The sequence below is a fragment of the Agrobacterium sp. CG160-95 genome (genome assembly GCF_053521725.1).
This window is the reverse complement of the sequence record NZ_JBNWDU010000002.1, coordinates 513,048-525,857: the sequence shown is the minus strand read 5'-3', so window position 1 is coordinate 525,857 and position 12,810 is coordinate 513,048. Positions and strand designations below refer to the sequence as shown.

Sequence of the window (12,810 nt, the reverse complement as noted above, 5' to 3'; positions counted from 1 at the left end):
GTTTCATCCTGACAGGGACAATGAGATTTCTCGCGAAAAACTCTGTTTTCAGTCGATTTTTTGCGAAAGCTGGATTTGTTGCTTCAAGGCGTCGCTGAGTGCCTGCGCCGCGATGGACAGCGGTGCGCCCGAGGCCCGGGCAAGACCGAACTCCTGGGTTGATTGCGGAATGAAGGGCAGCGCCACGACGGGAAGGTGCCTGTAGAGGTTAGCATAAAAACTGCTGATGATCGTAACGCCCAGACCATGCGCGACATAGGCACATGCGGAACTGTTGGTGTGGGTCTCGATCTTCACCATGGGCTTGACGCCCGCCTTCTTGAAGACCTGCTCGAGTGCCATTCGGTTCGGCCGCTGCCGGCCGATCAGAATGAGCGGAATGTTGCGCAGGTCCTTAACTGTTATCTCGGTAAGCTCGGCTAAAGGGTGATCCTGACGGACCACGCAGACGCTTTTGCCGGTGGCGACACGCTCGACATCAATGCCCGGTCCAATCTCACCTTCCATGCGCAGGAAACCGAGGTCGATCACCCGCTCGCCAACCAGCCTGTTGATGGCGGTGGTCGTTTCAAAGAAAGTCTCGATGCGCACGCCGGGGAAATCCCTGACATAGTCTATCAGCATGGCGGGCGCGAAGTTCTCCCACATGCTGCTCGGCAGGCCGATGCGGACGATTTCCGGACCGGCCGCACCATTGCGCAGATCTTCGGCGTGGCCGGACATGCGATCGACAGCAAGCAGCACATTTTCCGCGTCACGCGCGAGAAGCGCTGCCTCCGGCGTCGGGATCAGCCGCCCCTTGTCACGGGCAAACAGCGTCAGCGACAGGTCCGCCTCGAGCTGAGCCAGAAGCCGGCTGATACCGGACTGGCTTAGCCCCATGGCCTTGGCGGTGGCGATGGTCGAGCCGGTGGAAAGAAGCGTGCGAAGGACTTCGAGCTGCTTGATATTCATGAGGCCAGCACCATGGGATGAAATGACGAGCCGGTTTCGGTTCAGACCTTTTGCCGCCGATAGGCCTTCATGTCACCGTTTTTTTTAGCATTGTCATTCGGCCCGGTCGGTCGCCGGTTACAATTCCACGTCGTAGACCCTGTCGTGGGTGGCAACACGGGCCTCTCCTGATGGGGTCACCCAGCCCCGGAACATGCCGGGCGTATTATAGGGTGCGGCAATGCCGCCTTCGGCATCGATGGCGACAAGACCCGCACCGATATCGTAGGGCGCCAGATCCTTGTGGACGAGGTTGCCGGCGGCGGTTTCCAGATCCTGCCCGAGATAGGCGACACGGGACGCGATCTCATGGCCGACGACGTAACGGATGAAAAATTCACCCTTGCCGGTGCCGGAAACGGCGCAGGCGCCGTCGCGTGCATAGGTGCCCGCCCCGATCACAGGGCTGTCACCCACCCGGCCGTCAGGCTTGTTGGTGTAGCCGCCGGTGGATGTCGCGGCTGCGAGATGCCCAGCAGCATCGAGTGCCACGGCACCGACGGTTCCGTGTTTTTCGTTTTCCGTCGCTTCCGTACCTGCGGTGGCATGGGCCTTCATGGCCGCCAGCGCCTCGACACGCTTTTGAGTGGTGAAATAGGATTGAGGCTCCGTGGCAAGCCCCTTCTCCTGCGCAAACCGGTCAGCCGCTTCACCGGTGAGATAGACTGCGCGTTCATCCTCCATCAGCGCCCGGGCCGCCTTCACCGGGTTGCGGATGGCGCGGGAGGCGCTGATTGCGCCTGCGGCAAGGGTCTTGCCATCCATGATCGACGCGTCGAGTTCATGAATGCCATTCTCGTTGAGCGCCGCCCCATGGCCTGCGTTGAAATGCGGGCTGTCCTCCATAACGACGACTGCCGCCTCAACCGCTTCCAGCGCAGTTCCGCCAGCCTTGAGCACACCATAACCGGCGCGCAGTGCCGCCGCCAGATCGAGGCGCGCCGCTTCCCATTCCTCCGGAGTCATGCTGTCTTCCGGCATAACCCCGCAACCACCGTGAATGGCCAGTGCGATCTTCGTCATATCCTCACTCCACTGTTGCCCCGCCGCAGGCAGGGCCTCTTACCATCAATGAAAGGCGATATCGCCGATAACACGCACGCGGACCCTGCGGGCGCCGCCAGGCAGATAGGCGATGGGAATATCCTCCACCTCAAGCGTCTTGAGGCTCGCGCGCTCCGCTCCCGAAGCGACCGCTGCGTTCTGCGCTTCGGTCTCGGCTTTCGCAAGGGCCTCGTCGCGACTCAACCCGGAAAAGACCTGATCCACCTCACCGGACACCTGCGCCATCGCTGCGCCGAGCGCATTGGCAACGCCTGCATTTTCCACACGCAGCACCTCGGATGCGCCCGGCACCTGCTCCGGTATCAGGAATGCGCCGCCGCCGACCGCAACCAGCGGCACGTCTTCGGCTGATGTCTTCATCTGGTCGAAACTGTCGGCCACCATGTCGCGGATACGGCCGAGCGTCGCCTGCACGAATGCCGGATCGAGGCCCTTCACACGATCCCTGTCACCCATCTCGATCAGGCCTGCCGCAACGGCGATATCCGATGCCGTCAGTGTCTCGCCGCCGAAAACGCGGGCTTCGGTCAGGATGCGATACCCCACCGAGCGCGGGCCGATCTTGCCTGTCTGCGGGTCGACAATGGTGCCGCCGCCCAGTGCTACAGGTAGAAGATCGGGCATGCGGAACAGGGTGCGGACCCCGCCAATATGGACGATATTATTTGCCTCACGCGGAAAACCACCGACAAGGCAACCAATATCGGAGGTGGTGCCGCCGACATCCACAACCATGGCATCGGAAAGCCCGGTGAGAAAAGCCGCACCACGCATGGAATTGGTCGGGCCGGAAGCGAAGCTGTGCACGGGGTTTGCGGCAGCTACGTCCGCAAGCGCCACTGTGCCGTCATTCTGTGTAAGATAAAACGGCGCCTTCACACCTGCTTCGCGCAGCGCATCCGAAAATGCCTGTACCGTGGTCCTGCCAAGGGTCTGCAAGGCGGCATTCAGAAGTGCAACGTTTTCGCGCTCCAGAAGCCCGATACGGCCCAGCGTATGGGAAAGCGTGATGCGTGCATCGGGGATCACCGAACGGACAATCTCCGCCGCCCTCACCTCGCACTCCGTGGTCAGCGGCGAAAAGGTTGCCGAAATGGCGATCGAGGTAATGCCTGCATCGCGGATTTTCATCGCCGCTTCACGGACTTCATCCGGGATCATCGGCACCAGCGGACTGCCATCGTATTCATGGCCACCATGAACCATGAAGATCAGCGGATCGACGGCCTCGTAGAGATCCTTCGGCCAGTCGCACATGGGCGGCAGTGAAGAACCGGTCGGCAGCGCTATGCGGATGGCCGCAACTCGCTCCAGCCGGGCGCGCTCCACGACAGCATTGGTGAAATGGGTGGTGCCGATCATGACCGCATCGATCGGGCGATCTGCCGCGCCGACATGGCCAGACACGTGAGCGAGGGCCGCCTTCACGCCGGACAGGACATCCTGCGTGGTCGGAACCTTGATCGAGGCAACGATGGCGTCTCCATCGATCAGAACGGCATCCGTATTGGTGCCGCCAACGTCAATACCGATGCGTTTCATGGGAATACCGATCTGAAATCAATGTCATAACCGAAGGCACGCGGGCCAACGGCAGCAATGCCGGCAGGCGTCGTCAAGAGTTCCGGCGCCGGCAGGGCGATAACCGTGACACGCTGGCCATAGCGCACCGATTCCGTGCCGATGGCGCTGCCCGAAACAGTGTCGAGAAGGCAGATCAGATCGGGCGTCATGGCGACCGGCTGGCCGTCGCGGAAGGCGACTGCCCACTCGTTCTGGAAGGCAAGTTCCATGCGTGAGCCGCGATCGGCGTCGATGCCTTCAATGGTCGTACTGCCGCGCAGAAAGCCACCGGTGGTCTCGCGGGCGACATCCACCACCTTGCCGCGGAACAGCTGTTTGCCACCCTCATGGTTGAGAACCGCCTGAACCGGGTCATCATGGCGTGCACGCGCCTCCATCACCGCGCGCCCGAGTTCGGTCGCCTTTGTGACGGTGTAATGAATGCCCCATTCCTTCACTTCCTTGCCGGTGCGCGGCGCCTTGCAGGTGGCGGCGGTAGAGCCGACTTCGGTGCAGACCTTGCGCGAGATGCGCTCCATCCATTTCCACGATGCAGCGCGCGTCACGATCACCTCATTGTCTCGCACATCGACCAGCGACAGCGGAAACATCGGCAGATTGCCGATGGCGAATGAGGTCATCTGCGCTTCGGGATAAGCACGTCCCATGGCATCGGCATTGACGACGGGCCGGTCGAGCATGGCGGCGGCGAGGAAGGACGATAACGCATTCGAGCCGCCGATTTCCACGCTCATGATCGCCCGGAAAGGCTTGCCGAGATAATCCTCCATGACCTCGACCGCGCGGGCAAGATGAACGGGGTCTCCCAGCCGTTCCTGACCAACAAGCGGTGCACCCATCTTGGAGACGACCGCAACCATGTCGTCATCAGCAAGCGCCATGGGGTCCATGACCTTCACCCGCCTGCCTTCGGCATAAAGACGGCGCAGATTGAGCGTCGAGATATAGGGATTGCCTCCACCGCCCGTTCCCAGAATCCAGGCGCCGGTGGCAAGAGGTTCGATGTCGTCTTCGGAAAATTCCTGGATCATGCGTCATCCTCGGGCATGCCGCAGCCGTTCCGGCGCAAGCGATGCTCCTTCCCTTTATCGTTCCAAGTCTCATCGGCCCCGCCCTGCGGCGGGACCGCTTTTCATGGGACGGAGATCACTCCGCCTTGCAGTCCCAATGGAAGTTGGAGAAGTTCAGGTCCCAGCTCTGCATGGGAATGAACTCGTAACCCTGAAGGCACTTGTTCGCCGCATAACGGCGGTTCGGCGCAACCGCCCAGACATCCGGTTGAAGATCGGCGATCTTGGTCTGCAGTTCCTTGTAGGTTGCGTTCTGTTCGCTGGTATCGGTCGTGGCACGGACCTTGTCGATCAACCCGTCGATTTCCGCATTCTGCAGCCATTCCATCGACATCCATGTGCCTGATGCCTTGGAGTGATACTGGTTGTAGAACATCGCATCCGGAGACGGATAGGTCGGCGAGATATTCACCTGCGTCGACGCAGGCGTCGTTTCAGGCTTGGAGGAAAGCTCGACAATACGGTTCCACGGCTCTGGCTTGATATCGAGGGTAATACCGATTTGCTCGAGGCTGGATTGCAAAAGCAGCGCCACTTCCGCCTCGAAGGCCAGCGAAGCGACATAGCTGTTGACCAGCGTGATTTTCTGGCCGGCATATTTCGACTTCGCCAGTTCTTCCTTCGCCTTTTCCAGATCGTAGACGCCGGGCTGAATATCGCCGTTATGCGCGTCCTTGAAAGCGTCGGATAGCGGCCCCTGCATGTCGAAACCGGGATAGATCACTTCCTGGATCGTCTTGTAATCCGTCGCATAGGCAATGGCGCGACGAACGTGAACGTCGTCGGTCGGGTAAACCTTGGTGTTGAGCTTGATGACGAAACCGCCGGCGGTGCGGGTCTGGATGAGCTTGTAACCCTTCATCCGGCCGATGGATTCATAAGTGTCGTTGCCAAGGCCGTGCGAGGAAAGGCCAAGTTCGCCCTTTTCAGCCAGCGCCTTGACGGTAGCGTCGTCGCTCGTCTGGACGAAGCGTACTTCGTCGATCGGCTTGCCCTTGGTCCAGCCAAGGAAATAGTCCGCATTGCGGGCAATGACCATATCGGCAGAACGGTTGTAGCTGACGAGCTTGTATGGGCCGGAACCGGCGGAATGTTCGCCCACATAGGCCTCGCCCCACTTGTCTTCGGGCTTAGCATTGGCTTCGATCAACGTCTTGTTCAACGCCATCATCAGCGGCGTGGAGGCCATGAAGGGCGAAAACTGACGCTCGATCTTCATGACGAGCGTCGCATCATCAGGCGCGCTGACGTTTTCGGGCTTCAGTACGCCGACGATGAGGTTCGACGGCCCCTTGTTGATGCCGAGCAGGCGCTGCACCGACCAGACGAGATCGGCAGCCTTCACCGCCGTGCCATCCTGGAACTTCGCATCGTCGCGCAGATGGAAGATATAGGTCAGGCCGTCTTCAGAAATATCCCAGGACTTTGCCAGATGCGGCACGATTTCGCCCTTGGCGTTCACCGTGGTCAGGCCGTCATACATGTTCACAATAGCCATGTAGCCGGTATAGTCAGTCACTTTCGCCGGGTCGAGCGAGCTGAATATCTGCATCGTGTTGACCGCGACCGAAACCTTGTCATCCGCAAAAGCAGCGGAAGAAACAAGCGGCAACGCGATTGCCGTGCCGAGCGCAAGCACGGCAAGGCGGGAAGGAAGTCCTGGCATTTTCATTGTCGTTCTCCTCTTTATTGCGGGTCATTTGCCCCGCTTATGGTTAGGCAGCCTTGCCGACCGGGACGGGCAGCGGTGAGAAAGGAATGTCCGGGTAACCGAAAGCCGCCGGTCCAACGACTTCGAGCGCGCGGGCGCTGCGCAGCAGATCGTGGCAGGGGATCGCGACCACGGCCACGCGCTGGCCGTAACGCAGGACTTCGGTGGTGATCGGGTAACCGGTATCGACATCGAGCAAGACGATCAGATCAGGAACGGTCACTTCCACCTTGCCGTCACGGCGGAACAGCAGGAATTCGTTCTGGATCGCCACGCTCGCCGTCTGGCCCGAGCAATCGTCGAAGCCGGAAAGCTCGACATCGCCCACGGCAAAACCGCCGCGCAGATGGCGTTTCAGATCGGTGATCTTGCCGTTGAAGATGCGCCGTCCGCCTTCAAGCGCGCAGACTGCCGCAATCGGGTCTTCCTGCTGCTTGCGGGCACGGATCACCGCCTCGCCGAGCGCGATCGCCTTGGTGTAGGTTTTCGGAATACCATACTGGTGCACGTAGTGGGCCTGCATCGGCGCGGTCGCCAGCATTGCGCCGCCGCCCTGAGAAACGACGCAGGCACGGGCCATGCGCTCGTGCCAGACTTCGGAAACGGCGTGGCTGAAGATCACGGCATTGCCGTGCAGGTCGCACATCACCGATGGCGTCGAACTGTGGCCATAGATGGAGAAGGTCGTCATCTGCATCTCGGGAAAAGCCCGGCCCATGCCGTCGCAATCGAGGATCGGCAGGCCACCAAGCGCCGCCGTCACCAGCGGGTTCATGGAGTTCGAGCCGCCGATTTCCTCGCAGACGATGGCGTCTACCGGCGTGCGGATCAGCTCTTCCATGGCGCGCAGGCAACGCAGCCCCTCACGGCCCTCGCGAATGCGCTCCACGCCGACAACGGGGGCGCCAATGCCGCCGATGGACATGCAAAGCGCGTCCGGCTCGATGGCGTCTGTCGCAAGGATCTTCATCTCGTAACCGGCCTTCATGGCCTCGAGTGCAAGCAGCTTGCCCAGATAGGGATTGCCGCCGCCGCCAGTGCCGAGAATGCCCGCACCGATTTCCAGCGCGTCGAGATCTTCCCTCGTCAGCGTACGCAATGCCGCTTCGTCATATTTCAGCTTGCGCGTCTCAGCCATGATTGGCTCCCATTTCTCCAACGACTTTCACATGAATGCGGGTGGCATTGCCGGGCAGATAGGCAAGCGGCATATCCTCGCGCTCGATGACTTCCAGCGTTTCGGCCACTGCACCAGCCGCAATCGCCTTTTCGCGTGCCTCGGCCTCCGCCTCCGCAAGCGCGCTTTCACGCGTGCGCCCCTCGATCAGCGAGAAGACGCGGTCCGTCTCGCCGCTAATCTGCGCGATCGCTGCACCCACGGCATTCGCCACCGCGAAATTCTCGGGGCGGATGACGTCCAGATCACCGATACGGTCAGGCATGAGAATGGAGCCGCCGCCAACGGCGATCACCGGCACCGGTGATGACGAGATGCGGCTGCGTTCCACACAGGACTCGAGCATGTCGTTGATCTTTTTGACTGCGGCATCCACCAGCCGCTTGTCCAGAGTGGAAACCAGAGCCTTCTCGCCCACGTCCGCCTTGCCGGAGGCGACAGCGATATCGGTTGCAGTCAGGGTCGTGCCGCCGAAGCAGAGCGCCTCACGGCGGACGCGGTAACCGGCTGATTTCGGACCAACGGTGAGGCCATGTTCGCCATTGACCACCAGCGAGCCGCCACCGAGACCGATCGAGAAAACATCCGGCATGCGGAAATTGGTGCGCACGCCACCAATATCCACCGTCGTGGACGCTTGGCGCGGAAAGCCGTGCGACAGCGAGCCGACATCGGAGGTGGTGCCGCCGACATCCACGACCACGGCATCCTTGAGGCCGGTGAGGAAAGCAGCGCCGCGCATGGAATTCGTCGGGCCGGAGGCGAAGGTGAGCACAGGGAAGCCGCGCACCACATCCGCCGCCATCAGCGTGCCGTCGTTCTGGGTGATGTAAAACGGGCAGGTTATGCCCGCTGCCTTCAGCGCCTCGCCGAAAGCGGCAACGGTGCGGTCCGCAAGCGAAAGAAGGCTGGCATTCATGATCGCAGCACTTTCGCGGGCGAGCAGACCATGCCGTCCGATATCCTTGGACATAACCACCGGCAGGCCGGGGCAGCGCTCCTGCAGGATATCCTTCGCCCGCACTTCCATCGCATCATTGATGCCGCTGAAAACGCAGGTGACGGCCGCGGCCTTCAGGCCCTTTGCGCGGATATCGGCGGCGATGCGGACAATCTCGTCCTCATCGAGCGCTGAGATTTCGCGTCCGTCGAATTCATATCCACCGCGGACCTGATAACCGTGGTTACCAACGATTTCCCGGAGGTCATCCGGCCAGTCGACCATCGGTGGCAGGCCGGCGCCGGACGGCAGGCCGATCCTGATGGCGGCGACCTCGTCCATATGCCGCCGCTCGATCACCGCATTGGTGAAATGCGTGGTGCCGATCATCACGGCACCGATGTGTGCCCTGTCGATGCCCGACGCCTCGATCACCTTTTCAAGGGCTTCGATGACACCGGACGTCACATCTTCGGTGGTGGAGGCTTTCACCCCCGCCAGAACAGTCTTTTCCTGTAACACAACGGCATCGGTATTTGTGCCGCCGACGTCAATTCCAACGCGATACACGTCAGGCTCCTCTTTTATCAATCGGTCGTTTTTACGAGGAAGCGCATACGCTCTTCCTCTGTCACGGTGGGTTTCAGGCGCTCTTCCTCGTCGGTGACGACGGGGATCGCCGCGATAAGGGCGCGGGTGTAGGGATGCTTCGGCTCGGCGAAAACCGCAGACGTCACCCCTTCCTCGACGATCTCGCCACGCAGCATGATGGCGATGCGCGAACAGAAATTGCGCATCAGCGAGAGGTCGTGCGAGATCATCAGATAGGTCAGGCCAAGCTCTTCCCGCAGCTGCAGCAGAAGGTCGATAACGGTCTTCTGCACGGAGACATCAAGCGCCGCCGTCGGCTCGTCGAGGATGAGGATCTTCGGTTCAGCCGCGAGTGCACGGGCAATGGCGACACGCTGCTTCTGTCCGCCGGAAAGTTCATGCGGATATTTACCGAGATAGGATTGCGGCAATCGCACCAGCCCCATCAGTTCCTGCATCCGGCGTTCGCGCGCCTCACCGTCCATACCGATGGATTTCAACGGTAGGGTAAGCGTCTGCCTGACCGTGCGCTTCGGATTTAGGGAAGTGCCCGGATTTTGATAGACGATCTGCGTCAACCGCTTGCCACGGCTGGGAGACGGGGCGTCGACGACAAGATTGCCGGAGGTCGGGCGAGAAAGTCCCATGATCATCCGGGCGACCGAGGTTTTTCCAGAACCGGACTCGCCCGCAAGACCGAAAATTTCGCCGTCCTTCAGCGTCAGGTTCACGTCGCGCACGGCGTGGTAACCGTTGCGTCTGCCGTAAATCTTGTTCAGGCCCTCGATGGTAACGATCGGCGAGCGTGTGCTCTGCGCCAGATCGGCGACACGCGGACCGTAGAGCGGCGGCACCGCATCCAGCAGCGAACGCGTGTAGTCCGCAGCGGGAGCGTGCAGGATTTGCGTGCAGGGACCGGTCTCGACGATGTCGCCATGGTGCATAACCACGACCCGATCCGCCACCTTACGTACGACACCGAGATTATGGGTGATCATCAGCAGCGCCATATTTTCTTCGGCAACCAGCTGGTTGATGAGATTGAGAATTTCGTCCTGCGTGGTGACGTCGAGCGCGGTGCCGGGCTCATCCGCGATGAGGAGCTTCGGCTGATGCAGCAGCGCAAGCCCGATCAACACGCGCTGGCGCATGCCGCCCGAAAGCTCGGACGGATAGGCATTCATGACCCGCTCGGTATCGCCAAGCTGCACGCGGCGCAGAACCGCTGCGATACGGGTGCGGCGCTCTGCCTTGGACGAGTTGATGCCGTTGCGCTTGTCGGCAAAGCGCATGACATCATCGAGATGCGTGCCGATCTTAAAGACCGGATTGAAGGAAGACAGCGGGTCCTGCATGATCAGCGAAAACGCCGTTCCCTTAAGCGCCTCGCGTTCCCTTCGCGGCATGGCGAGCACATCCCGCCCGTCGATGACAATGGCGCCGGAGGCAATAGTGGCATTCTTCGGCAAAGTGCCGATGATCGCCTTGGCGGTGACCGATTTACCCGATCCGGTTTCGCCGATCAGCGCCACCCGCTCGCCGGCTGAGACTGTGAAGGCGACATCGCGCAGCACTTGGCGCGTGCGACCGTAGTTGGTGAAGGTGACGTTGAGGTTTTCGACTTTGAGAAGCGGTTCAGTCATGGCTTTAGCTTTCCACGTCGAACATGTCACGCAGGCCGTCGCCCAGCAGATTGAAACCCAGCGTCACGTAAAGCACGGCCGCGCCGGGGCAGAGGACTTCCCACCAGAAATCCGGCATGAACTGGCGCCCATCGGCAACCATCGAGCCGAGATCGGGAGTTGGCGGTTTGACGCCGAAACCGAGGAAACTCAGTGTCGCGCCAAAGAGGATGACGAATGCCGCATCCAGCGTCGTCTTGACTGATATGACCGAGACGCAATTGGGCAGAATTTCGCGAAAGAGAATGTGCAGCGGACCCGCACCTGCAAGGCGTGCCGCTTCGATGTAGTCCTCGGATGCGATGGATTTCGACACCGAATAGATCAGCCGCGCATGCCAGGTCCACCATAGAAGCGTGATCGCGATCATGGCGTTCATCAAGGTGGGTTCCAGCAGGTTGGAGACCGCCAGCGCCATGACGAGGGGCGGCATGGCCAGCATCACGTTCGTCAGGCCGCTGATGATTTTCTCGGTCCAGCCGCCGAAATAACCGGCGACCAGGCCAAGCACGGTGCCGACCGGGACCGAGATGCCGAGCACGCCGATGACGAGAAGAAGCGAGACCCTGAGCCCGAAGACAGTGCGGGAAAAGATGTCGCGTCCGGCCTTGTCGGTTCCGAACCAGTGCTCCAGATCCGGCGGCATGTGGCGGGCACGGAAATCGACGACCGCGCCGATATGTTTGGGATAGGGTGTAAGCCAGGGCGCAAAGATCGCCAGAACCAGCACCGACAACAGGATCAGCGAACCGATGACCGCTGCCGGATTGCGGCTGAAGCGGTACCACATCATGTAACCGGCGCTTAAGCCCCGATCGGTGGGTTCGAGCATTTTCATATCAGCCATCAGCGAGCCTCCTTGCGGCGCAGGCGCGGGTCGATGATCGAGATCAGGACATCAACGATCAGGTTCGCAACGATGAAGAACAGGCCGGCCACCAGCACCACGGCAGTCACGGCATTGAGATCTTTCTGAAGGATGGCGTTCAGCCCGTAGGACGCGAATCCGCCCCAGGCGAAGACCATTTCGATCACGAAGGCATTGCCGATCAGCGAGGCGAATTCGAGCCCCATGATCGTCAGCGGCGCGATGGAGGAAAGCTTCAGCAGATAACGGAAGATGATGACCCGCTCCGGCACGCCGAAGCTTTGCAGGGTGAGCACGTGATCCTTGCGCTGGTTCTCGATCATCGAGGAACGCGTGATGCGGGTGATCTGGCCGATACCGGCCATGGAGAGCGCAAAGGCCGGCAGCGCAAGGTGCTTCATCGCATCCAGCACCACATCGAACCGTCCGGCAAGCGTACCGTCGATCAGGATGAAGCCCGTCGGGCCACCCTGCCAGCCAAACGAATGATCGATCCTACCGATGATCGGCCAGCCGGAGAGAAAGCGAGCGGCCAGCAATTGCAGCGTGATGGCAAACAAAAAGCTCGGGATCGTCACGCCGGTGAGCGAGAGGATACGGCCGATATGGTCGAGCGGACGGTCGCGGTAATGCGCGGTGATGACGCCAAGCGGGATGGCGACGGCAAACATGAAGATGACTGAGACCAGAACCAGTTCGACGGTCGCAGGAACGGTCTGGGCCAGATCGGTGGTGACGGGGCGCTGGGAAACCAGCGAGAAGCCCAGGTCACCGTGCAGGGCGTTGCCGATATAGTCGAGGTATTGGGCGGCGAGCGGCTTATCGAGACCCATCTCGCCGCGCAGCGCATCAACTTGTTCCTGTGTTGCCGCAGGCCCGAGCGCCATGCGCGCGGGATCACCCGGCACCACACGGGCTAGAGCAAAAATCATGATGGACAGGGCGATCATGACCAGTACGAAAGCGCCGAGCCTGTTCAAAATCGCGACCAGCGGATGTTGCTGCATCGGTGGACCGTTCCTTGTGCATCAGTTTCCTGAGCACAAGTTTTCACCACATGTCCTTTTGAACAATCGCAGAAAGGTATAGTTTTTTGATAAATGAGTATAGGTTTTTGAATTCAGATCTC

The 12,810-nt window shown here is 60.7% G+C and carries 10 protein-coding genes; all 10 read right to left on the bottom strand.

The window, feature by feature from the left end; translation table 11 throughout:
• Positions 1 to 48: 48 nt before the first annotated feature.
• The 10 genes from ACQZ63_RS09085 to ACQZ63_RS09040 all read right to left on the bottom strand — a co-directional run bounded on the left by ACQZ63_RS09085 (position 49) and on the right by ACQZ63_RS09040 (position 12,688).
• Entirely contained in the window at positions 49 to 954 is a 906-nt protein-coding gene (locus ACQZ63_RS09085) for a LysR family transcriptional regulator (protein ID WP_003511007.1), read from the bottom strand.
• Positions 955 to 1,071: 117 nt separating this feature from the next.
• The gene (locus tag ACQZ63_RS09080) at positions 1,072 to 2,016 is read right to left on the bottom strand and encodes an isoaspartyl peptidase/L-asparaginase (protein ID WP_113555383.1); all 945 of its coding nucleotides are present in this window, start codon (positions 2,014 to 2,016) and stop codon (positions 1,072 to 1,074) included.
• 45 nt (positions 2,017 to 2,061) lie between these two features.
• Complete coding sequence (locus tag ACQZ63_RS09075; RefSeq protein ID WP_065704205.1) at positions 2,062 to 3,600, bottom strand: hydantoinase/oxoprolinase N-terminal domain-containing protein; 1,539 nt, start codon at positions 3,598 to 3,600, stop codon at positions 2,062 to 2,064.
• Positions 3,597 to 4,673, bottom strand: a complete 1,077-nt coding sequence (locus ACQZ63_RS09070; protein ID WP_003506758.1) for a DUF917 domain-containing protein — start codon at positions 4,671 to 4,673, stop codon at positions 3,597 to 3,599. The genes ACQZ63_RS09075 and ACQZ63_RS09070 overlap by 4 nt, the downstream gene beginning before the upstream one ends.
• A gap of 115 nt (positions 4,674 to 4,788) precedes the next feature.
• Positions 4,789 to 6,384: an ABC transporter substrate-binding protein gene (locus ACQZ63_RS09065; protein WP_162763571.1), complete on the bottom strand. Its 1,596-nt coding sequence runs from the start codon at positions 6,382 to 6,384 to the stop codon at positions 4,789 to 4,791.
• Between the two features lie 43 nt (positions 6,385 to 6,427).
• A complete protein-coding gene (locus ACQZ63_RS09060; protein WP_013761623.1) occupies positions 6,428 to 7,561 on the bottom strand; it encodes a DUF917 domain-containing protein in 1,134 nt (377 codons plus the stop codon).
• Positions 7,554 to 9,110 (bottom strand): hydantoinase/oxoprolinase family protein, encoded by a 1,557-nt coding sequence (locus ACQZ63_RS09055; RefSeq protein WP_113555470.1) that lies wholly within the window; start codon positions 9,108 to 9,110, stop codon positions 7,554 to 7,556. The genes ACQZ63_RS09060 and ACQZ63_RS09055 overlap by 8 nt, the downstream gene beginning before the upstream one ends.
• A gap of 17 nt (positions 9,111 to 9,127) precedes the next feature.
• Positions 9,128 to 10,774 (bottom strand): ABC transporter ATP-binding protein, encoded by a 1,647-nt coding sequence (locus ACQZ63_RS09050; RefSeq protein WP_113555385.1) that lies wholly within the window; start codon positions 10,772 to 10,774, stop codon positions 9,128 to 9,130.
• A gap of 4 nt (positions 10,775 to 10,778) precedes the next feature.
• The gene (locus tag ACQZ63_RS09045; protein WP_019564714.1) at positions 10,779 to 11,660 is read right to left on the bottom strand and encodes an ABC transporter permease; all 882 of its coding nucleotides are present in this window, start codon (positions 11,658 to 11,660) and stop codon (positions 10,779 to 10,781) included.
• Positions 11,660 to 12,688 carry an ABC transporter permease gene (locus ACQZ63_RS09040; RefSeq protein WP_113555386.1) on the bottom strand — a complete coding sequence of 343 codons (1,029 nt, stop codon included), beginning with the start codon at positions 12,686 to 12,688 and terminating at the stop codon, positions 11,660 to 11,662. The genes ACQZ63_RS09045 and ACQZ63_RS09040 overlap by 1 nt, the downstream gene beginning before the upstream one ends.
• Positions 12,689 to 12,810: the final 122 nt, after the last annotated feature.